Source organism: Massilia sp. YIM B02769 (assembly GCF_030411995.1).
Taxonomy (GTDB): domain Bacteria; phylum Pseudomonadota; class Gammaproteobacteria; order Burkholderiales; family Burkholderiaceae_D; genus Telluria.
The window spans coordinates 334,865-354,614 of the sequence record NZ_JASNRC010000004.1 but is presented as its reverse complement, the minus strand read 5'-3'; the positions used below and the strand labels follow the sequence as shown (position 1 = coordinate 354,614).

Sequence of the window (19,750 nt, the reverse complement as noted above, 5' to 3'; positions counted from 1 at the left end):
AAAAATCTGGCCGAAAAATATTTCAAAAATATTTGCGGACAACCCTAAAGTTCTCGAAAACGCTGCCGTTAAGGAGTCAGAGGGCTGAAGAGGGCACTGAAAAATATTTCAGGATCACCCTAAAGTTCTCGGTTTGGTTGACGTTAATCTGCAAAAGCGCAACACAAGCGTAAAAAGTTGCGACACGAAAATGTTGCGATACGGCACGCCGAACAACAACTCGCAAGCCTCCTTTTCATAGGAGCGCATCTCCCATCCGCCAGGGTTTGTCAGACAAACTCCTACGGATGCTGTCGTCTTTGGAGGACACAAAATACAGTGTCTCTCCGATTCCCCTAATGTTTCTCTACAGTCAGAATCTATCTCACTGGCAACACACACTGCTGCCGGAACCTAAACAACGGAGAGTGGAAAATGACTGCAAACGACATGATGGCTGAAATCCGCGACGCGAACCTGAGCTACCTGATGCTCGCGCAGCAGATGATCCGCGCCGACAAGGTCACCGCGATTTTCCGCCTCGGCATCTCGGCGGACATCGCCGACCTGATCGAAGGCATGAGCAACGCGCAGATCCTGAAGCTCGCCGGCGGCAACATGATGCTGGCCCGCTTCCGCTTCGACGACACCGCGATCCTCTCGATGCTGACCAGCCACACCAAGGACCGCGCCCTGGCCCAGTCGCACGCCGCGATCCTGATGGCCGGCCAGCCAGCCGAAGAAATCGCCTGATGCGCTACGCGGTAGCGGTCCTATGGTGTAGGATAGCCGGGACTGTTGCCGGAGCTGTAGGATGACCAAAAAAAGCGTCGTATCGGAAGCGCAAGAAATCCAGCTCGCGATCGAGCTGATACAGCTGGGTGCACGACTCCAGCTGCTGGAAACCGAGGTGTCGCTCTCGCGCGAGCGCCTCATCAAGCTGTACAAGGAACTGAAGGGCGTCTCGCCGCCGAAAGGCATGCTGCCGTTCTCCACCGACTGGTTCCTCACCTGGCAGCCGAATATCCATTCCTCGCTGTTCCTGAATATCCATAACTTCCTGGTCGATAACGCCGGCGCCAGCGGCATCCAGGCGGTGATGAAAGCCTATCAACTCTACCTCGAGCAGATGCCGGCCTCGCCCGGCGAAGAGCCCTTGCTGTCGCTGACGCGCGCCTGGACCCTGGTGCGTTTCTTCGGCAGCGGCATGCTCAAGCTGGCGCCTTGCGAAAAATGCAAGGGCAAGTTCGTGGTGAATACCCTCGACCTGAACAGCGGCTACCTGTGCGGCCTGTGCCACATGCCTTCGCGCGCCGGCAAGACGCGCAAGGCCAAGGACGCCGCCCAGGCCGCCCTCGATGCCGAGCAGGCCGGCAGCGAATCCGACGCCTGAGCGGGTTTCACCTGATGACGATGCCGTCGGCCGGGAGCGTGCTGTGAGCGCGCCGGGCCGCATCCTGCGCGCTCCCGCCATCCAGGCGCTGCTGTGCCAGGTCGCCGCCTTCCCGCTGACCCTGCTTGCCGTGTTCCTGCTGGCGCGCGCGGGCAGTGCTCCCTCGTATCTGACCGCCGCGCTGGCCCAGGGCATCTTTGCCGCGGCCTTGAGTGCCTGGCGCAAGCTGGCGCGCTGGTGGCTGGCGATCGGCCTGCTGTTCCCGCTGGCCCTGCTGGGCGCCAGCCAGTTCGCGATTCCGCCCTGGCTGTTCCTGGTTGTCTTCCTCTTCATGCTGGTGCTGTACTGGTCGACCTTCCGCACCCAGGTGCCGTACTACCCGTCGGGAAAGGCGGCCTGGGATGCCGTGGCCGAGCAATTGCCGCAGGATCGGCCGGTCTCCTTCATCGATATCGGCAGCGGCCTGGGCGGCCTGGTCATGGACCTGGCAAGCCGCCGCAGCGACATTCGCGCAACCGGAATCGAACTGGCGCCGCTGCCCTGGTTCGGCAGTTGGGCGCGCGCACGCCTGACCAATAGCCGCGCCCGCTTCCTGCTGGGCGACTACGAAAAGCTCGATTTCGCGCAGTACGACGCCGTGTTCGCCTACCTGTCGCCGGCGGCCATGACCGCCCTCTGGCGCAAGGCCAAAAAAGAGATGCGTCCCGGCAGTATCTTAATGAGTTACGAGTTCGCTATTAACGAAAGCGCACCGACCTTATCTGTCTATCTACCGAACACTGGTCGAACTCTCTACATATGGCACTTTTAGGCGACAATCGCCGCTGTTTTACTTGCCCGTGGGCCATTCTCCCGCTATTGTTCCAGCTGTCGTAGTTCCCTACGTAAATATTTTTTCTGAGATACAAAGTCTCGGAAATTCGTGGATCTTCCAGCCCGTCCGGGCACTTTCTGGAGCAGTGTCTTGTTAGTCATTATCGGTTACGTCGTTATCTGCGCGTGTGTGTTCGGCGGCTTCGTCATGAGCGGCGGCCACATGGCTGCACTGTTCCAGCCGCTGGAACTGCTGATGATCGGCGGTGCGGCTGCCGGCTCGATGTTTGTCGGTAACAACGGCAAGGCCTTGAAGGCGACGATGAAGGCGCTGCCGACCGTCTTCAAGGGTTCCGCGTACACCAAGGAAATGTACATGGAACTGATGTCGCTGCTGTTCGACGTGCTGTCGAAAGTGCGCAAGGAAGGCCTGATGTCGATCGAAGGCGACATCGAATCGCCGGAAGCGAGCCCGCTGTTCTCGAAGTACCCGCTGGTGCTGGCCGACCACCACATCGTCGAATTCATGGCCGACTACCTGCGCCTGATGGTGTCGGGCAACATGGACGCCTTCCAGATCGAAAACCTGATGGACAACGAGATCGAGACCCACCACCAGGAAGGCCACGTGCCGGCCCACGTGATCGCCAAGCTCGGCGACGGCCTGCCGGCCTTCGGTATCGTGGCGGCGGTGATGGGCGTGGTGCACACCATGGAATCGGTCGGCATCCCGCCGGCGGAACTCGGTATCCTGATCGCGAAGGCGCTGGTCGGTACCTTCCTCGGTATCCTGCTGGCCTACGGTTTCGTCAGCCCGTTGGGCAGCGTGCTGGAACAGAAACTGGAAGAATCGACCAAGATGTTCCAGACCGTGAAAGTGACCCTGCTGGCCAGCCTGAACGGCTACGCCCCGGCCCTGGCCGTGGAATTCGGCCGCAAGGTGCTGTACTCGACCGAGCGCCCGACCTTTGCCGAGCTGGAAGAGCACATCAAGAAGTCCAAGGGCAAGTAATTGTCCTGAACCCCAGCCCACAACCTTTTAACCACACCTACGCGAATACCCATGGCCGACGAAGGAATGCGTCCGATCATCGTCAAGAAGATCAAGAAGTCTGGTGGCGGACACCATGGCGGCGCCTGGAAGATCGCCTACGCCGACTTCGTGACGGCGATGATGGCCTTCTTCCTGCTGATGTGGCTGCTTGGCTCGACGGCCAAGGGCGACCTCGAGGGCATCTCGGAATTCTTCAAGACCCCGCTGAAGGTGGCGATGTCGGGCGGCTCGGGTTCGGGCGACAGCTCGTCGGTCATCAAGGGCGGCGGTACGGATTTGACGCGCCGCAACGGCCAGGTGAAGAAGGGCGATACCCCGCCGGAAAACAAGACCTATGATCTGAACGCTGCCAAGGCCGCCGTCGAGCGCGCCGAGGGCGAGCGCCTGCGCGGCCTGAAGACCAAGCTCGAATCGATCATCGACGCCAACGAAACGCTGAAGAAATACAAGAACCAGCTGCTGCTCGACATCACCAGCGAAGGCCTGCGCATCCAGATCGTGGACGAGCAGAATCGGCCGATGTTCGCGCTGGCAAAAGCCACGCTGCAACCTTATACCGACGACATCCTGCACGTGCTGGGCATGGTGCTGAACGACGTGCCGAACCGCATCGGCCTGTCCGGCCACACCGATTCGACGCCGTACTACAGCGAGGCCGGCTACAGCAACTGGGAACTCTCGGCCGACCGCGCCAACGCCTCGCGCCGCGCGCTGGTGGCTGGCGGCCTGGCCGACGACAAGATCCTGCGCGTGGTCGGCCTGGCCGCGGCCGCGCCGCTGGACCGCGCCGACCCGTTCAACCCGATCAACCGCCGCATCAGCATCATCGTGATGAACAAGCGCACCGAGGACGCCGTGATGCGCGACGCCGCCACGCTCGACGTGCCGGCCCAGGATGGCGCAGCCGCGGCGCAGGCGGTGACTGCCGCCACCGCACAATAAGCTGCCGCGACAGGACAGGAGGACCATAATGACAAGAAAAAAGATACTCGGCTCGCACGTGAAACGGCTGCTCTCCGGCGTGTCGGCTCACGGGCGACGCCACCTCAGCGAGGTCGAGACCGATCTGCTGCAGACGGAATTGCTGCTAGAAGAAGCCATCGAGAAACTGACCAGCAGTTTCCTGGCGATCCATAGCGCGGTCGGCGAACGGCAGGCCGCGATCGACCGCCTGCTGGCGGGCGGCGAACCGAGCAAGGAAGACATCGCGGCCCTGGCGGCGATGTCCGGCGAGATCGGCAACCACGTCAACACGGCCGTGACCAGCATGCAGTTCCAGGACATGACCAGCCAGCTGATCGAGCGTACCCTGAAGCGCGTGACGGGCCTGCGCGAATTCCTCGGCACGCTGGACGAACACGGTTCCGATATTCATCCGGAAACGGGCAGCGAAGAAATCGTCGAGCGCCTGGGCAAGGTCAGCATGGCGCTGGCGATCCAGTCGCTCGAGCTGCGCAGCGTCTTGCGCAAGTCGGTCGAACAAAAGCATCTCGAAAGCGGGGACATCGAACTGTTCTGAGGTTCGGTGCACACATAACCATCTCCCGGCATGCCCCGGGGCGTATAAAACAGCAGGAGCAAAACATGGCTAAAACAATTCTCGCGGTCGACGATTCGAGCTCGCTGCGCCAGATGGTGGCGTTCAGCCTGAAGGCGGCCGGTTACCAGGTGGTGGAAGCGGTGGATGGCCAGGATGGCCTGGACAAGGCGCGCCAGCAGGTCGTCGACCTGGTCCTGACCGACCAGAACATGCCGCGCATGGATGGCCTGTCGCTGATCAAGCAGTTGCGCGGCCTGCCCGAGTACCAGAAGGTGCCGATCCTGATGCTGACCACCGAATCCTCGGACGAAATGAAGTCGAAAGGCCGTGCGGCCGGCGCCAACGGCTGGCTGGTCAAGCCGTTCGACCCGCAGCGCCTGATCGAGGTCGTCAAAAAAGTGATCGGTTGATGCGCATGCATCGCCTACCGCAACGGAATCTGTCATGACGATCGACATCAGCCAGTTTTACCAGGTCTTTTTCGACGAGGCCGAAGAGCTGCTCGCCGAAATGGAACGGCTGCTGCTGGCGGTCGACGTGGCCGCGCCCGACGCCGAAGACCTGAACGCCATCTTCCGCACCGCCCACTCCGTGAAGGGCGGCGCCTCGACCTTCGGCATCACGGACATGAGCGAAGTCACGCACGTGCTCGAATCCCTGCTGGACCGCATCCGCAAGGGCGAGATGGCCTTGACTTCGCAGCACGTCGACGCCTTCCTGGCCGCGAAAGACACCCTCAAGATGCAGCTCGACGGCCACCGCAATGGCGCCGCCGTCGACCAGGACACGGTGGCCAACGTGCGCATGATGCTGCACGATTTGTCCGAAGGCCTGGTGCCGGCGGCCTCGATCATCGCGCCGTCCTTCCTGCATGCCGAAACCAAGGCCCACACCGGCGAGGGCGCGCACCGCTACAAGATCGAGCTGCCGAGCGTCGCCCAGCGCGACGTGAACGCCCTGGTCGACGAGCTCGGCCTGATGGGCCGGGTCTCGGTCACGCCCTTGGAGGGCGGGCGCAGCGCCCTGATCATCACCACCCACGAAAGCCTGGACGACATCGTCGCCATCTGCTCCTTCGTGCTCGATCCGAGCGACCTGAAGATCTTCGAAGCGCCGCCATTGACGCCGGAACAGCGCGCGATCGAGGCCGCCGAGCGCGCCCGTATCGAGGAAGAGCAGGGCTATGGCTTCTTCGACCCGAGCGACGAGGTCGCGGCCGTCGGCGACGACTTGTCCGACGACGAGCGCGGCTACGGCTTCTTCCAGCCGATCGAGCAGATCCGCGCATTGGCCGGCGTCGATGCGCCGGGCGCCAAGCCGGCCGCCGCCGCGACCTCGGTGGCCGCCATCGATCACGAGGCCGAGAAGAAGGCTGCCAAAAAGGACGAAAAGGGCGCCGAAGCCAAAGCCGGCGAATCGTCCTCGATCCGCGTCTCGGTGGAAAAGGTCGACCAGCTGATCAACCTGATCGGCGAACTGGTCATCACCCAGGCCATGATCGAGCAGCGCAGCGGCGGGCTGGACCCGATGATGCACGAGCGCCTGCTGTCTTCGGTCAGCCAGCTCACCCGCAACACGCGCGAGCTGCAGGAAGCCGTGATGTCGATCCGCATGATGCCGATGGACTTCGTGTTCTCGCGCTTCCCGCGCATGGTGCGCGACCTCGCCGGCAAACTCGGCAAGAAGGTCGACTTCATCACCCAGGGCGCCGCGACCGAGCTCGACAAGGGCCTGATCGAGCGCATCGTCGACCCGCTGACCCACCTGGTGCGCAACAGCATCGACCACGGCATCGAGATGCCGGAAGCGCGCGTCGCCGCCGGCAAGTCGGAAGCGGGGCGTTTGTTCCTGTCGGCGGCCCACCAGGGCGGCAACATCGTGATCGAAGTGGCCGACGATGGCGGCGGCCTGAACCGCGAGCGCATCCTGGCGAAAGCCGCGCAGAACGGCTTGCCGGTCTCGGACACGATGAGCGACAGCGAAGTCTGGCAACTGATCTTCGCGCCGGGCTTCTCCACGGCCGAGATCGTCACCGACGTGTCGGGCCGCGGCGTCGGCATGGATGTTGTCAAACGGAACATCACGGCCATGGGCGGTTCGGTCGACATCCGCTCCGCGCGTGGCTTCGGCACCACGATTTCGATCTCGCTGCCTTTGACATTGGCCATCCTGGACGGCATGACCATCCGCTGCGGCGAAGAAATCTATATCCTTCCACTGGGCTATGTCGTCGAATCACTGCAGCCGCGCCGCGAAGACATCCGCGACATCGCCGGCCGCGGCCAGGTGCTCAAGGTCCGCGGCGAATACCTGCCGCTGATCGCGCTGCACGCCGTGTTCGGCATCGAAGCGCGCGCCAGCGACCCGGCCGACGGCATCGTCGTGATCCTGGAGTCGGAAGGGAGGCGCGCCGCGCTCCTGATCGACGACCTGGTCGGCCAGCAGCACGTGGTGGTGAAGAACCTGGAAGCGAACTACCGCAAGGTGAGCGGCATTTCCGGCGCCACCATCCTGGGCGACGGCGGCGTCTCGCTGATCCTCGACGTGGCGGCGCTGGTGCGCTCCTCGCGCCAGGTGGCCGACGAAGCACTGGCCACCTGAGCCTGAACAAACGAACTGAATAAGGAAAGAATATGTCCATTACCCAAGCCAGCCAAACCCAGGGCAACGACGCCGGTCTCGAATACCTGGCCTTTACCCTGGGCTCGGAAGAATACGGCATCGATATCCTGAAAGTGCAGGAAATCCGCGGCTACGAAGCCGTGACCCGCATCGCGAATGCGCCGGAATTCATCAAGGGCGTGATCAACCTGCGCGGGATCATCATCCCCGTGGTCGACATGCGCATCAAGTTCAAGCTCGGCGAGCCGACCTACGACCAGTTCACCGTCGTCATCATCCTGAACATCGGCGGCCGCGTGATGGGCATGGTGGTCGACAGCGTCTCCGACGTGACCACCTTGACCCCGGACCAGATCAAGCCGGCCCCGGACATGGGCACCGCCTTCAGCACCGATTACCTGATCGGCCTGGGCACGGTGGACGAACGCATGCTGATCCTGGTCGACATCGACCGTTTGATGTCGTCCCCGGAAATGGGCCTGATCGACAAGCTGGCTGCATAAGACCAACACGGACGGCACTCGGCAACAGGGCGGGTTTCCGCCCGCAACGAACTCAGAGGTAAGGCAAAGTGCCGTTACATAAATCCGACACGGTCAAGGAATTCGACTTCACGCGCGGCGACTTCGAGCGCGTGCGCGCCCTGATCTACCGCCAGGCCGGCATTTCGCTGGCCGACAGCAAGCAGGAAATGGTCTACAGCCGCCTGGCCCGGCGCCTGCGCGCAACCGGCATCCAGAGTTTCGCGAAATACCTGGACGACCTGGAAGCGGGCCGCATGAGCGACGAATGGGAGTCGTTCACGAACGCGCTGACGACCAACCTGACGTCCTTCTTCCGCGAAGCCCACCACTTCCCGCTGCTGGCCGAGCACGTGGCGCGCCTGCGCGGGCGTCCGGGCGAACCATTGACGATCTGGTGCTCTGCCAGCTCGACCGGCGAAGAGCCGTACTCGATCGCCATGACCCTCTGCGAAGCCTTCAATACGCTCACGCCGCCGGTGCAGATCATCGCCACCGACATCGACACGAATGTGCTGGCCACCGCCAGCGAAGGCGTGTACGGCGACGACCGCGTGGAAAAGATGGCGCCGGAACGCCTGAAGCGTTTCTTCTTGCGCGGCAAGGGCCGCCACGAAGGCATGGTCCGTGTGCGTCCCGAGTTGCGGCAACTGGTAAGCTTCCGCCAGCTCAACCTCCTCGCCGACCATTGGCCGGTGAGCGGGCAGTTCGACGCAATCTTTTGCCGGAATGTCATGATTTATTTTGATAAAGAGACCCAGCGCAAAATCCTGGCGCGCTTCGTACCGCTGATGAAGCCGCACGCGCTGCTGTTTGCCGGCCACTCCGAAAACTTCCTCTACGTTTCCGACTCGCTGCGTTTGCGCGGCAAGACCGTCTACGAACTCAACGACCGCCGCGCCTGAACCGCCGCGCCCCCTCGGAAACCCCATGCCTTCGAACAGCCACTTCGCCACCAACGTCTATTACGACCGCACCTTCGATGTCGAAGCAGCCAAGATCTTGCCCGGCGAGTATTACTACACCGGCAAGAACATGCTGATCGTGACCGTGCTCGGTTCCTGCGTGTCGGCCTGCATCCGCGACCGCGTGAGCGGCCTGGGCGGCATGAACCACTTCATGCTGCCCGACGGCGGCGGCGACAGCGGCAGCCCGGTGTCGGCCTCGATGCGCTACGGCACCTTTGCCATGGAAGTGCTGATCAACGACCTGCTGAAGGCCGGCGCCCGGCGCGAGCACCTGGAAGCCAAGGTCTTCGGCGGCGGCGCCGTGCTGCGCGGCTTCACCGCCATGAACGTCGGCGAACGGAATGCCGCCTTCGTCATGCAGTTCCTGAAGACCGAACGGATCCCGGTGCTGGCCGAAGACCTGAACGACATCTACCCGCGCAAGGTGTATTTCTTCCCGAAGACGGGCAGGGTGTTGGTAAAGAAATTGATGCAAACCCAGAACGATACGCTGGCCAAGCGCGAGCTCGACTACGCCAAGCGTCTCAAGGTCGAGCCCGTTGGCGGCGAAATCGACCTGTTCTGACCCCGAAAGGAAAGACGATGACAATCAAGGTACTGATCGTCGACGACTCGGCCCTGATCCGCAGCGTGATGAGCGAGATCGTGAATTCGCAGGCCGACATGGAAGTCGTGGCGACCGCGCCCGACCCGCTGGTGGCGCGCGAACTGATCAAGAAACACAACCCCGACGTGCTGACCCTGGACGTCGAGATGCCGAAGATGGATGGCCTCGACTTCCTGGAAAAACTGATGCGCCTGCGCCCGATGCCGGTATTGATGGTGTCGTCGCTGACCGAGCGCGGCTCGGAAATCACGATGCGCGCGCTGGAACTCGGCGCGGTCGACTTCGTCACCAAGCCCAAGATCTCGATCCAGTCCGGCATGCGCGAGTACACCGAACTGATTACCGACAAGATCCGCGCCGCCGCGCGTGCGCGCGTGAAAGCCCGTACCGTGCAACAAAACACCACTCCCTCGGCCCTGCAAGCCCTGCGCAGCCCGCTGATTTCCTCGGAAAAGCTGATCATCATCGGCGCCTCTACCGGCGGCACCGAAGCGATCCGCGAATTCCTGATGCAGATGCCGTCGGACTGCCCGGGCATCCTGATCGCCCAGCACATGCCGGAAGGCTTTACCACCTCGTTCGCGCGGCGCCTGGATTCGCTGTGCAGGATCAGCGTGCTTGAAGCCGCCGGCAACGAGCGTATCCTGCCGGGCCACGCGTATATCGCCCCGGGCCACTCGCACCTCTTGCTCACGCGCTCGGGCGCCAACTACATGACCAAAATCGAGCAGACCGATCCGGTGAACCGGCACCGCCCGTCGGTCGACGTGCTGTTCCGCTCGGCGGCAGTGGCGGCGGGCAAGAACGCGGTCGGCGTGATCCTGACGGGCATGGGGAAAGACGGCGCTGCTGGTATGCTTGAAATGAAGAACGCGGGAGCGCACAATTTCGCCCAGGACGAAGCCTCATGCGTCGTATTCGGCATGCCGCGCGAAGCGATTGCCATCGGCGCCACGCACGAAGTGGCGCCCCTGAACGCCTTGCCGGGCCTGGTGCTCGGGCAACTCGCGGCGCAAGGCGGACGGGCGTTGCGGGTTTGATTCGCTTTCATCGCTTTTGCGCCGGTTTTGTCGCCGCACGGCAACAAAAATGCTATCCTTGAGGTTGCTTGTCGCAGCGCCTCAAGCCACACTAACCATAGTAGAAGAATCAACGGAGTAATTCATGGCTGACCCAAAGATGCGTTTCCTGGTTGTTGACGATTTCTCGACGATGCGCCGCATCGTCCGGAACTTGTTGAAAGAACTGGGTTACGCCAACGTCGACGAAGCCGAAGACGGCGTCATGGCGCTGGCCAAGCTGCGCAGCGAGCAGTTCGACTTCGTCGTCTCGGACTGGAACATGCCCAATATGGACGGGCTGACCATGCTGCAGCACATCCGCGCCGATCCGGCGCTGAGCAAACTGCCGGTGCTGATGGTGACCGCGGAAGCGAAGAAGGAAAACATCATCGCCGCGGCCCAGGCAGGCGCCAGCGGCTACGTGGTCAAGCCGTTCACGGCCGCCACGCTCGACGAGAAGCTGAACAAGATCTTCGAGAAGATGGAAAAGGCCTGATATGGCAGAGCACTCGCTGGATGCGGCGGCTTCGAACGAAGAGGTCCTGAGCCGCATCGGCCACATGACGCGCGCGCTGCACGACAGCCTGCGCGGCCTGGGCCTGGATAAACTGATCGAAAAGGCCGCCAGCGACATCCCCGATGCGCGCGACCGCCTCGATTACGTTGCGCGCCTCTCGGAGCAGTCCGCCAAGCGTGTGCTCGACGCCACCGATACCGCCGGCCCCCTGCAGGACGGTATCGAACAGCGCAGCGGCGCGCTGCGCGGCGAGTGGCAGGCCCTGCTGGACAAGGGCGGTGCCGGCGACACCGACTGGCGCGCCCTGGCCGAACGCACGATGGCCGCGCTGGCCGAGTCCGAACAAGCCGCCGTCGCCACCCGCGGCCAGCTGATGGACATCATGATGGCCCAGGACTTCCAGGACCTGACCGGCCAGGTGATCGGCAAGATCACCTCGATCGCGCAAGACCTGGAAAAGCAGCTGGTGCAGGTGCTGATCGATTTCGCCCCGAGCGAAATCAAGCGCGAGCTCGACACCGGCCTGCTGAACGGCCCGCAGATCAAACCGGAAGGCAACACGGAAATCGTGGCCAACCAGGGCCAGGTGGACGACCTGCTCGACAGCCTGGGGTTCTGACCGCCCGCCGATCCGGCTGCGGATCCGCTGTCTTCTCTCGCGACTGTATTCATGCACCACAAAAACTACATTGTTCGCGAACCGCTGCTCGATGCCACCCAGCGGGTCATCGGCTACGAGCTGCTCTGGCAACAAAAGGGCGGCCAACCCGTCCTCGACGCCGACCTTGAACAACTGGTCGGCTTCGTCGCCGAGCATGTCCAGCACGAAGAACACGGCTGGCTGCTGCGCGACAAGCTTCTCTTCCTCGACGCCGTGCCGGCGATGCTCTCGACCGACGCGCTGTTCGCGCTGCCGCCCGAGCGCACCGTGCTGAGCCTGCAGGCGCGCACCCTGATGGACCCGAACACCCGCGCCGCCGTGCAGGCCGTGCGCGCCGGCGGCATCGGCATCTCGATCCGCGGCCTGGACGTCGGCCACATCACCAAGGCGCTCGCGCCGTATGCCTCGCACGTCGAGATGCGCTTTGCCGGCATCAACGTGGCCGAGCAGGCGCGCACCTATGCCGCCGCCAAGGGCGCCGCGCTGCGCATGGTGGGGCGCCCGGTCAGCAACTGGATCGACTACGACGCCTGCGCCACCCTCGGCCTGGAAGCCTTTGTCGGCAAGCTGCACCTGACGCCGCGCCCGGGTAACCCGGTCAAGGGCCTGAACCCGGCCCAGACCACCATCCTGCAATTGATGCAGATGGTGCAGAACAACGAAGACATCCCGAAGCTGGAAAACGTGCTGAAGCGCGACCCGGCGCTCACCTACAAGCTGCTGCAGAACATCAACTCGGCCGGCTTCGGCGCCGGGCGCGAGGTGCAGTCGATCCGCCAGGCGATCGCCCTGATGGGCTACGCGCCGCTGTACCGCTGGCTGACCCTGCTGCTGGCCAGCGCCAGCACCAGCGGCTATTCGCCGGTGCTGATGGAAACGGCGGTGGTGCGCGGACGCCTGACCGAACTGCTGGGACTGCACGCGCTGCCGAAGGCGGAAGGCGAGCACCTGTTCGTGGCCGGGATGTTCTCGCTGCTCGATCGCCTGCTGGGCTTGCCGATGAAGGAGGTGCTGGACACGATTCCGCTGCCGCTGGAAGTGGTCAAGGCGCTGCTGACGCGCGAGGGGATGTACGGGCCGTATCTGGCGCTGGCCGAGGCGTGCGAGCTGAGCTCGAACCTGGTCGGGTCGCTGGCGGCCGGGCTGAACCTCAGCCCGCTGGAAGTGAACAAGGCGCATCTGTGTGCGCTGGCGTGGGCGCAGGCGGTGACTGCCTGATTCATTTCTGGGGCTGGTAGGGTGGACACCTGTGTCCACGCGGTACGACTGAAACGCTGAGTCTGTATTTCCGCAAGCCGATACGCACGCACAAGTTTTCTCTTGCGGCAGCCGCGTCAACGCACCCGATGAGACAGCGTGGACACAGGTGCCTGCGCGGCCCGGTCCACCCTACCACGTCAACCCCGCATCTCCATCTCGATGCGGTCGTAGCGGCAGCCCACCTGCACCTGCTCGCCCAGCAAATAGCTGCGGAATGGCCGCAGCATGCGCACCTCGAGATCCGCCACGATCGACAGCGCCGGCCCCAGCTGCAGCCGCACATTCTTCAGTTTCTGCCCAACATGTAGCGCCTGTGCCGCGTCCGGCTGGGCGTGCAGGCCGATGCCGCCGGTGGCGAAGTTGCACAGGGGCAGTTCGATCTGCCTGCCGGACACGCTCAAGGTAGCGGTGAAATAATCGACCAGCGAGGTGTCGGCGCGTTGCGTCGTGCGCCGCTCCAGCACCAGGCAAGTATCGGGAAAGGACAGGTGGTTCAGGTCGCGCCAGTCGCTGTCGAGCTCGAACTGCAGCCTGGCGTCGTTGGGCAGGGCGGCGACAAAGGTGGCGCGGCCCGCCGCCAGTGGCCCGTTGCCGAACAAAGACAGGGCAAAGCGCGGCGCGTCGGGTTCGACGGAAGCGATGTGCGCCGGCAGCGGCGGCGCGTCGCCGGCCGGGTACACCGTCAGCATGGCGCCGGCCTCGGCCAGCGCCGTCAGCGCTTCGCCGATATCGAAAGCGTCGCGCATCTCGTGCGCGTCCTTGCGCGTAATGCGTTGCAGGGAGTCGTGCGCAGCGAGGGAAGAGGAGTCGGTCACGTTGGCAATCCTTGCATGAGTGCCAGGAAGGCGAATTGCCATTAGCATACACCGCGCCGCAAGCTGTTGCAGAAAATAAATGCTTATTTGCACATCTCTGCACAGGGAGGGCGCGGGTGCCCGAGTGGAATCAGATCTCGAGATTGTCGATCAGGCGCGTGGTGCCCAGCTTGGCCGCAGCCAGCACCACCAGCGGCGCACCTTGCGCCAGGTCGCCGGCCGACGGCGGCTGCAAGTCGATGCGCTTGCGGATCGAAATATAGTCCGGCTTCCAGCCGCGCTTGGCCAGCTGGTCCATGGCGTCGCGCTCGACCGAGAAGATGTCGAGGTGGCCGGCGCGCATTTCGCCCGCCACGAAGTTCAGGGCCTGGTACAGGGCCGGCGCTTCGGCGCGCTCTTCGGCAGATAAATACATGTTGCGCGAGGACAGGGCCAGGCCGTCTTCGGCGCGGTAGGTCTCGGCGCCGATGATCTCGGTCGGCAGCGCGAACTGGCGCGCCATGTTACGCACGATCATGAGCTGCTGGTAATCCTTCTTGCCGAAGACGGCCACGCGCGGCTGCACGCAGGAGAACAGCTTGGTGACCACCGTGCACACGCCGTTGAAGAAGCCGGGACGGAACTCGCCCTCGAGCGTGTTGCCGAGCATGTCAGGCGGCTGGACGCGGTATTCCTGCGGTTCAGGGTACAGGTCTTTCTCGGTCGGCGCGAACAAGACGTACACGCCTTCCTTTTCCAGCTTCTCGACGTCGGCCTGGAAGGTGCGCGGGTATTTGTCGAAGTCTTCGTTCGGGCCGAATTGCAGGCGGTTGACGAAGATCGAGGCGACCACCGGGTCGCCGTGCTTGCGCGCCAGGCGCATCAGCGACAGATGGCCTTCGTGCAGGTTGCCCATCGTCGGCACGAAAGCGGTGCGCAGTTGGCCGCGCAGCTGGTCGCGCAGTTCGTCAATGGTGGAAATGATTTTCATGGTGTGTGAATGCGTAAGTGGTGGTGCGTCAGGCCGGCGAGTAGGCCAGGCGCACATAGATCGGCGCGAACGGTTCGGCCTGGGTGATTTCGACCAGGGTTTCCTTGGCCAGCTCGAGCAGGGCGACGAAGTGGACGACCACGATCGGCACCGATTCCTGGCCCGCGAACAGCTCGCCGAATTCGACGAAGCGCTGCGCCTGCAGTGTACGCAGGATGGCCGACATGTGCTCGCGCACCGAGAGTTCCTGGCGCCCGATGCGGTGGTGCTGGGTCAATTTCGCCCGGCGCAGGACATCCAGCCAGGCACGCTGCAAGTCGTGCGGCTCGACCTGCGGCAAGGCCACGGCCAAGCCCTGCTCGACCGGCAGCGAAGGCCGCTGGAAATCGCGCCCTTCCTGGGGGATCGTGCCCAGCCGCACGGCGGCAAGTTTGATCTGCTCGTATTCCAGCAGGCGGCGCACCAGTTCGGCACGCGGGTCGCCGGCGTCTTCGACCAGGTCGTCCTGGCGCTTCGGCAGCAGCATGCGCGACTTGATCTCGATCAGCATCGCCGCCATAAGCAAATACTCGGCGGCCAGTTCCAAATTGCTCTTGCGGATCTGCTCGACGTAGTCCAGGTATTGCAGGGTCACCTGCGCCATCGGGATGTCGAGGATGTTGAAGTTCTGCTTGCGGATCAGGTAGAGCAGCAGGTCGAGCGGGCCTTCGAAGGCGTCGAGGAAGATCTCGAGGGCGTCGGGCGGGATGTACAGGTCGTTGGGCATGCGCAGCAGCGGCTCGCCGTAGAGCCGCGCAATGGCGGCTGCGGCGGCATCGTCGAGCGCGGTCTCGGTTGCCGTATCGGTTGCCGTATCGGTCGCCGAACCAACAGCCACTTCCGGCGCGGCGCCGGGGAGCGCATCGGCCGGCGCATCTGGCGCGGCCTCGTGCGGTGTCATGTCCGTGGACCTTCAGCCTCAGAACTTGGTCTGGTACGGATAGGCCTGCTGGCGCAGGCGCGATTCTTCGACGCGCGCCTGTTCGTCCAGCGAGATCGGCAGCTTGTCCCACAGCAGGTTGCGGCCTTCTTGCTGGCGCTGTTCCATGCCAGGGGTCTTGGACTTCAGTTCTTCGATGAACTTGGTGTGATCGGAAACGTAACCGGTGAATTTAGGCATTGTCTTGCTCTATAAAAAGAAAGCCGGGACGGCGAGGCAGATTGTTCTGCCCAGCGGTCCCGGCGTCAAGGTTTATGGATGCAGCGCGTTCAGCTGGCGGGCGATGATGTCGTGGTTCAGCCACAGCACCGGTGCAATCTTTTCCGACGCGCCATGGAACATCAACGGACCGGCGCCTTCCAGCACCAGGCTGGACAGGTGATCGGTGATCAGGGCCTTCTTGTCCTTGTGCAGGTTGGTGATGGCTTCCGAGGTGCCGATCATGACCTCGGCCAGGGCCGGGGTGTTGTCCATCGGCCAGGCTGCGAAGTTGCGGAACTGGGCGCTGGTGGCGTCCTGGTTGTATTGCTCGATGGTGTCGAGCAGCGATTGCAGCGAGGTGCCTTCGCCCAGCAGGTCCTGGCAGATTGCCCATTGCTGCTCGGCCCATGCTCCGCCGCCTTCCTTCTTCAATGCGGTGAGCAGCGGGAACAGCGACAGCTCGACGCCAACGAAGATGTCCGACGAATTGGTGCGGATTTCCGGGCAGTTGAAGACGGTCGCGACCACACCCCCGTTCCAGGCGGCTTCGGCGATGCTCTCCAGGCGCATCTTGGCGTAGCCCTGGGTGTAGTTGGTGTAGGTCTGCCACACGTACTCGCCGCCGATCAGGATCTCGGTGCCGTGGTAGCCGTAGGCGGTGTAGCGCACTTCGCCGCCGGCCTTCGTCACGCGCTCGCGGATCGGGGCCGAGGCATCGATCAGGTATTTCAGCGTGTTGGCGCTGACTTCGTCGAAGTTCATCAGGATCAGCTTGCCCAGGTCGCTGTCGAGCAGGGCGCGCGAGGACATGAAGCGCTCGCCGCGGCCTTTATAGATGCGGTTGGCAATGGCCAGGAAAGCCTTGATGCGCGGAATGCCGCCGGCCATGGTGTGGGCGAAGAAGACGTTCGCGCCTTCCGGCACCAGCTTGTCGATCTCGGCCATGACTTGCGCAGCCGACTCGGTGAAGCGGCGCACGCCGGCTTCGCGGCAGCGCTCGATCTTTTCCCAGTCCAGCTTGTCTTCCTGCCAGCTTTTGAGGGTGATACCCGACAGCATTTCGGTCGGGTTCTGCTCGCCAGCCGGGGCATCCATGTCGAAGCCGGCCATCAGCGGCACGTTGATGATGCGCCCGCCCAGCTTTTCTTCGGCTTCGGCGTGCTCCTCGACCGTGAGAGCGCGCAGGGCGCCGCTGTCGTCGCGGCGGCCGACGGTGATACCGACGATCGTCATACCGGCGGCGCGTGCCTCATCGATCAGGCCGTTCACATAGCCGCGGCCGAACAGTTCGCCGAACAGGACGAAGACATCGCCCTTGCGGAACACATTGGCTTCGGGGATATGGCGGAGGGGATTCAATTCGGTCATTTTATTATCTGCCTATCAAAAGAGTTTGTAGGGGGCGTCTCAGGCGCGAAGTTTCTGAATAAAAACACGGCATTATAACGCCGCCTCGGCCCGTGGAAAGCGGATTTCCAGGGGCCGAGGAGTGTCGGAGAGCGGCCTTGTTATAGCGTGATTCGGGCCGCTTCTTGTTGTGGTATCGCCTAGCGGATGCGCATGCCCGGGGTCGCGCCCGGCATCGGGTCGAGCAGGTACAGGCCCGGGTTCGCCTTTTCGTCGGCGGCCGAGGCACACAGCACCATGCCTTCCGAGACGCCGAACTTCATCTTGCGCGGCGCCAGGTTCGCCACCATCACGGTCAGCTTGCCGACCAGGTCTTCCGGCTTGTAGGCCGACTTGATGCCCGAGAACACGTTGCGGTAGCGGCCTTCGCCCACGTCCAGGGTCAGGCGCAGCAGCTTGCCGGCGCCTTCCACGTGTTCGCAGTTGACGATTTTTGCGACGCGCAGGTCGATCTTGGTGAAATCGTCGATCGAGATTTCCGGGGCCAGTTCCTCGATATCGCTGCCGGCCGGCGCTGCCGCGACAACCGCTGCCGTGGCCGGTTCCGGCGTCGCATCCGATGCCGGGTTCGGCGCAGGACGGTCGAACAGGTTCTCGATCATCTTGGCGTCGACACGCTGCATCAGGTGGTTGTAGGCGCCGATGGTGCGGCCGAGCATGCTGTTGTAGACGGCATCGCCTTGCGTATCGGCCCAGGTATAGCCGGCATCGCCCAGGAATTCCGACACACGCGCGGCCACCTGCGGCAGCACCGGCGACAGCATGATGGTCAGCTGGCGGAACAGGATCAGGGCGGTGGTGCAGACGTCGTGCAGCTCGGCGACCTTGGTCTCGTCCTTGGCCAGCAGCCAGGGCTTGTTCTCGTCGACGAACTGGTTCGTCACGTCGGCGATTTCCATGATCTCGCGCAGGGCGCGGCCGTATTCGCGGGCTTCAAAAGCGGCGGCGATCGATACCTGGCGCTCGGCGCCGTCCACGGTCAGCGCTTTCGCGATCCAGGCCTTGGCGTTGTCCGACAGTTCGGACGCCAGCTTGCCGTCGAACTTCTTGGCGATGAAACCGGCGCAGCGGCTGGCGATGTTCACGTATTTGCCGATCAAATCGCTGTTCACGCGGGCCACGAAATCGTCGCCGTTGAAGTCCAGGTCTTCGACTTTCGCATTCAATTTGAACGCCAGGTAATAGCGCAGCCATTCCGGGTTCATGCCCAGTTCCAGGTAGCGCAGCGGCGAAATGCCGGTGCCGCGCGACTTCGACATCTTTTCGTTGTTCACGGTCAGGTGGCCGTGGACGGCGACCTTCAGCTTGTCGATGATCGGGTGGCCCGAGAAGTTCAGCATCGCTGGCCAGAACAGCAGGTGGAAGGAGACGATGTCCTTGCCGATGAAGTGGACCTGCTCGGCGTTCGGGTCGTTCAGGAAGGCGTCGAAGTCGAGGCCGTTCTTGTCGAAATAATTCTTCAGCGAGGCGAGGTAGCCGACCGGCGCGTCCAGCCATACATAGAAGAACTTGCCCGGCGCATCGGGAATCGGGATGCCGAAGTAGGGCGCGTCACGCGAGATATCCCAGTCGGCCAGCTTTTCGCCGGCTTCGCCCAGCCATTCCGACACTTTATTCACCATTTCCGGCTGCAGGCGGCCCGGGGTGTTCAGCCATTCCTTCAGGAAGGTGAAGCAGCGCGGATCCGACAGCTTGAAGAAATACTGTTCCGACGGTTTCAGGATCGGGGTCGAGCCGGTGAATACCGAGAACGGGTTGATCAGTTCGGTCGGCTGGTAGGCGGCGCCGCAGACTTCGCAGTTGTCGCCATATTGGTCCTTGGCGTGGCAGGTCGGGCACTCGCCCTTGATATTGCGGTCGGCCAGGAACATGCCCTTCACCGGATCGTAGAAACGGTCGACGGTCTTGGTGACGATCAGGCCGGCGTCGCGCAGCTTGCGGTAGATGCCTTGCGAGAGGGCGACGTTTTCCGGCGAATCGGTGGAATACCAGTTATCGAAGGCGATATGGAAGCCGTCCAGGTATTGCGGGCGGCCGGCGGCGATCTTCGCCACGAATTCCTGCGGGGTGATGCCTTCCTTTTCGGCGGCGATCATGATCGGCGTGCCGTGGGTGTCGTCGGCGCAGACGAAATGCACCTGGCGTTGTTGGTCGCCATCGCGCTGCATTCGCTGGTAACGGACCCAGATGTCGGCCTGGATGTATTCCATCATGTGGCCAATATGGAAGGCGGCGTTGGCGTAGGGCAGGGCAGTAGTGACGAACAGCTTGCGGGTCATGGTCGAAACGCTAAGGAATGGATGAAAGGGAGCATTTTACCAGCGGATGGCCCCAAACGCTCAGGGGGTATTCCCGGGCAAGGCCGGCTTTTGCCGGAATTTC

The 19,750-nt window shown here is 63.1% G+C and carries 21 protein-coding genes; 15 read left to right on the top strand and 6 right to left on the bottom strand.

Going from position 1 to position 19,750, the window contains the following annotated elements; genetic code table 11:
• Nucleotides 1-414: 414 nt before the first annotated feature.
• From flhD to QPK31_RS08845, 15 genes are all read left to right on the top strand, one after another.
• Nucleotides 415-732: a flagellar transcriptional regulator FlhD gene (gene flhD / locus QPK31_RS08915; protein ID WP_229437064.1), complete on the top strand. Its 318-nt coding sequence runs from the start codon at nt 415-417 to the stop codon at nt 730-732.
• Nucleotides 733-793: 61 nt separating this feature from the next.
• A complete protein-coding gene (flhC, locus tag QPK31_RS08910; RefSeq protein ID WP_290422579.1) occupies nt 794-1,372 on the top strand; it encodes a flagellar transcriptional regulator FlhC in 579 nt (192 codons plus the stop codon).
• 43 nt (nt 1,373-1,415) lie between these two features.
• A complete protein-coding gene (locus tag QPK31_RS08905) occupies nt 1,416-2,183 on the top strand; it encodes a class I SAM-dependent methyltransferase (protein WP_290422578.1) in 768 nt (255 codons plus the stop codon).
• Nucleotides 2,184-2,336: 153 nt separating this feature from the next.
• Entirely contained in the window at nt 2,337-3,197 is an 861-nt protein-coding gene (gene motA, locus QPK31_RS08900) for a flagellar motor stator protein MotA (protein WP_290422577.1), read from the top strand.
• Between the two features lie 51 nt (nt 3,198-3,248).
• Nucleotides 3,249-4,181, top strand: a complete 933-nt coding sequence (gene motB, locus QPK31_RS08895; protein WP_290422576.1) for a flagellar motor protein MotB — start codon at nt 3,249-3,251, stop codon at nt 4,179-4,181.
• A 28-nt stretch (nt 4,182-4,209) separates the two neighbouring features.
• Nucleotides 4,210-4,758, top strand: a complete 549-nt coding sequence (locus QPK31_RS08890) for a chemotaxis protein (RefSeq protein WP_290422575.1) — start codon at nt 4,210-4,212, stop codon at nt 4,756-4,758.
• A gap of 65 nt (nt 4,759-4,823) precedes the next feature.
• Nucleotides 4,824-5,189 (top strand): response regulator, encoded by a 366-nt coding sequence (locus QPK31_RS08885; RefSeq protein WP_229437058.1) that lies wholly within the window; start codon nt 4,824-4,826, stop codon nt 5,187-5,189.
• Nucleotides 5,190-5,223: 34 nt separating this feature from the next.
• Entirely contained in the window at nt 5,224-7,380 is a 2,157-nt protein-coding gene (cheA, locus tag QPK31_RS08880; protein ID WP_290422574.1) for a chemotaxis protein CheA, read from the top strand.
• Between the two features lie 32 nt (nt 7,381-7,412).
• A complete protein-coding gene (locus tag QPK31_RS08875) occupies nt 7,413-7,904 on the top strand; it encodes a chemotaxis protein CheW (protein ID WP_290422573.1) in 492 nt (163 codons plus the stop codon).
• Nucleotides 7,905-7,972: 68 nt separating this feature from the next.
• Nucleotides 7,973-8,827: a CheR family methyltransferase gene (locus tag QPK31_RS08870; RefSeq protein WP_290422572.1), complete on the top strand. Its 855-nt coding sequence runs from the start codon at nt 7,973-7,975 to the stop codon at nt 8,825-8,827.
• A 25-nt stretch (nt 8,828-8,852) separates the two neighbouring features.
• Nucleotides 8,853-9,455: a chemoreceptor glutamine deamidase CheD gene (gene cheD, locus QPK31_RS08865; protein WP_290422571.1), complete on the top strand. Its 603-nt coding sequence runs from the start codon at nt 8,853-8,855 to the stop codon at nt 9,453-9,455.
• Between the two features lie 17 nt (nt 9,456-9,472).
• Nucleotides 9,473-10,537 carry a chemotaxis response regulator protein-glutamate methylesterase gene (locus QPK31_RS08860; protein WP_290422570.1) on the top strand — a complete coding sequence of 355 codons (1,065 nt, stop codon included), beginning with the start codon at nt 9,473-9,475 and terminating at the stop codon, nt 10,535-10,537.
• A gap of 124 nt (nt 10,538-10,661) precedes the next feature.
• A complete protein-coding gene (gene cheY / locus QPK31_RS08855) occupies nt 10,662-11,054 on the top strand; it encodes a chemotaxis response regulator CheY (RefSeq protein WP_290422569.1) in 393 nt (130 codons plus the stop codon).
• 1 nt (nt 11,055) lies between these two features.
• Complete coding sequence (gene cheZ, locus QPK31_RS08850) at nt 11,056-11,694, top strand: protein phosphatase CheZ (protein ID WP_290422568.1); 639 nt, start codon at nt 11,056-11,058, stop codon at nt 11,692-11,694.
• Nucleotides 11,695-11,745: 51 nt separating this feature from the next.
• Nucleotides 11,746-12,954, top strand: coding sequence for an EAL and HDOD domain-containing protein (locus QPK31_RS08845; protein ID WP_290422567.1), 1,209 nt, complete (start codon nt 11,746-11,748; stop codon nt 12,952-12,954).
• 179 nt (nt 12,955-13,133) lie between these two features.
• On the opposite strand, the gene QPK31_RS08840 is transcribed toward QPK31_RS08845, so the two are convergent.
• From QPK31_RS08840 to metG, 6 genes are all read right to left on the bottom strand, one after another.
• Entirely contained in the window at nt 13,134-13,811 is a 678-nt protein-coding gene (locus QPK31_RS08840; protein ID WP_290422566.1) for a PilZ domain-containing protein, read from the bottom strand.
• 130 nt (nt 13,812-13,941) lie between these two features.
• Nucleotides 13,942-14,781: a pantoate--beta-alanine ligase gene (gene panC, locus QPK31_RS08835; protein ID WP_290422565.1), complete on the bottom strand. Its 840-nt coding sequence runs from the start codon at nt 14,779-14,781 to the stop codon at nt 13,942-13,944.
• A gap of 28 nt (nt 14,782-14,809) precedes the next feature.
• Nucleotides 14,810-15,721, bottom strand: a complete 912-nt coding sequence (locus tag QPK31_RS08830) for a ScpA family protein (protein WP_290422564.1) — start codon at nt 15,719-15,721, stop codon at nt 14,810-14,812.
• Nucleotides 15,722-15,739: 18 nt separating this feature from the next.
• The gene (locus QPK31_RS08825) at nt 15,740-15,940 is read right to left on the bottom strand and encodes a DUF3460 family protein (RefSeq protein WP_290422563.1); all 201 of its coding nucleotides are present in this window, start codon (nt 15,938-15,940) and stop codon (nt 15,740-15,742) included.
• A gap of 72 nt (nt 15,941-16,012) precedes the next feature.
• Nucleotides 16,013-17,329 carry a hypothetical protein gene (locus QPK31_RS08820; RefSeq protein ID WP_290422562.1) on the bottom strand — a complete coding sequence of 439 codons (1,317 nt, stop codon included), beginning with the start codon at nt 17,327-17,329 and terminating at the stop codon, nt 16,013-16,015.
• Nucleotides 17,330-17,508: 179 nt separating this feature from the next.
• On the bottom strand, nt 17,509-19,647 hold the full coding sequence (metG, locus tag QPK31_RS08815) for a methionine--tRNA ligase (protein WP_374045794.1): 2,139 nt from the start codon (nt 19,645-19,647) through the stop codon (nt 17,509-17,511).
• Nucleotides 19,648-19,750: the final 103 nt, after the last annotated feature.

Coding starts and splice junctions, on each gene's coding strand:
- cheZ (WP_290422568.1), top strand. CDS start 11,056: ATGGCAGAGCACTCGCTGGATGCGGCGGCTTCGAACGAAGAGGTCCTG.
- QPK31_RS08890 (WP_290422575.1), top strand. CDS start 4,210: ATGACAAGAAAAAAGATACTCGGCTCGCACGTGAAACGGCTGCTCTCC.
- panC (WP_290422565.1), bottom strand. CDS start 14,781: ATGAAAATCATTTCCACCATTGACGAACTGCGCGACCAGCTGCGCGGC.
- QPK31_RS08845 (WP_290422567.1), top strand. CDS start 11,746: ATGCACCACAAAAACTACATTGTTCGCGAACCGCTGCTCGATGCCACC.
- cheY (WP_290422569.1), top strand. CDS start 10,662: ATGGCTGACCCAAAGATGCGTTTCCTGGTTGTTGACGATTTCTCGACG.
- QPK31_RS08820 (WP_290422562.1), bottom strand. CDS start 17,329: ATGACCGAATTGAATCCCCTCCGCCATATCCCCGAAGCCAATGTGTTC.
- QPK31_RS08875 (WP_290422573.1), top strand. CDS start 7,413: ATGTCCATTACCCAAGCCAGCCAAACCCAGGGCAACGACGCCGGTCTC.
- motB (WP_290422576.1), top strand. CDS start 3,249: ATGGCCGACGAAGGAATGCGTCCGATCATCGTCAAGAAGATCAAGAAG.
- QPK31_RS08885 (WP_229437058.1), top strand. CDS start 4,824: ATGGCTAAAACAATTCTCGCGGTCGACGATTCGAGCTCGCTGCGCCAG.
- QPK31_RS08830 (WP_290422564.1), bottom strand. CDS start 15,721: ATGACACCGCACGAGGCCGCGCCAGATGCGCCGGCCGATGCGCTCCCC.
- cheA (WP_290422574.1), top strand. CDS start 5,224: ATGACGATCGACATCAGCCAGTTTTACCAGGTCTTTTTCGACGAGGCC.
- metG (WP_374045794.1), bottom strand. CDS start 19,647: ATGACCCGCAAGCTGTTCGTCACTACTGCCCTGCCCTACGCCAACGCC.
- QPK31_RS08825 (WP_290422563.1), bottom strand. CDS start 15,940: ATGCCTAAATTCACCGGTTACGTTTCCGATCACACCAAGTTCATCGAA.
- cheD (WP_290422571.1), top strand. CDS start 8,853: ATGCCTTCGAACAGCCACTTCGCCACCAACGTCTATTACGACCGCACC.
- QPK31_RS08860 (WP_290422570.1), top strand. CDS start 9,473: ATGACAATCAAGGTACTGATCGTCGACGACTCGGCCCTGATCCGCAGC.
- flhD (WP_229437064.1), top strand. CDS start 415: ATGACTGCAAACGACATGATGGCTGAAATCCGCGACGCGAACCTGAGC.
- flhC (WP_290422579.1), top strand. CDS start 794: ATGACCAAAAAAAGCGTCGTATCGGAAGCGCAAGAAATCCAGCTCGCG.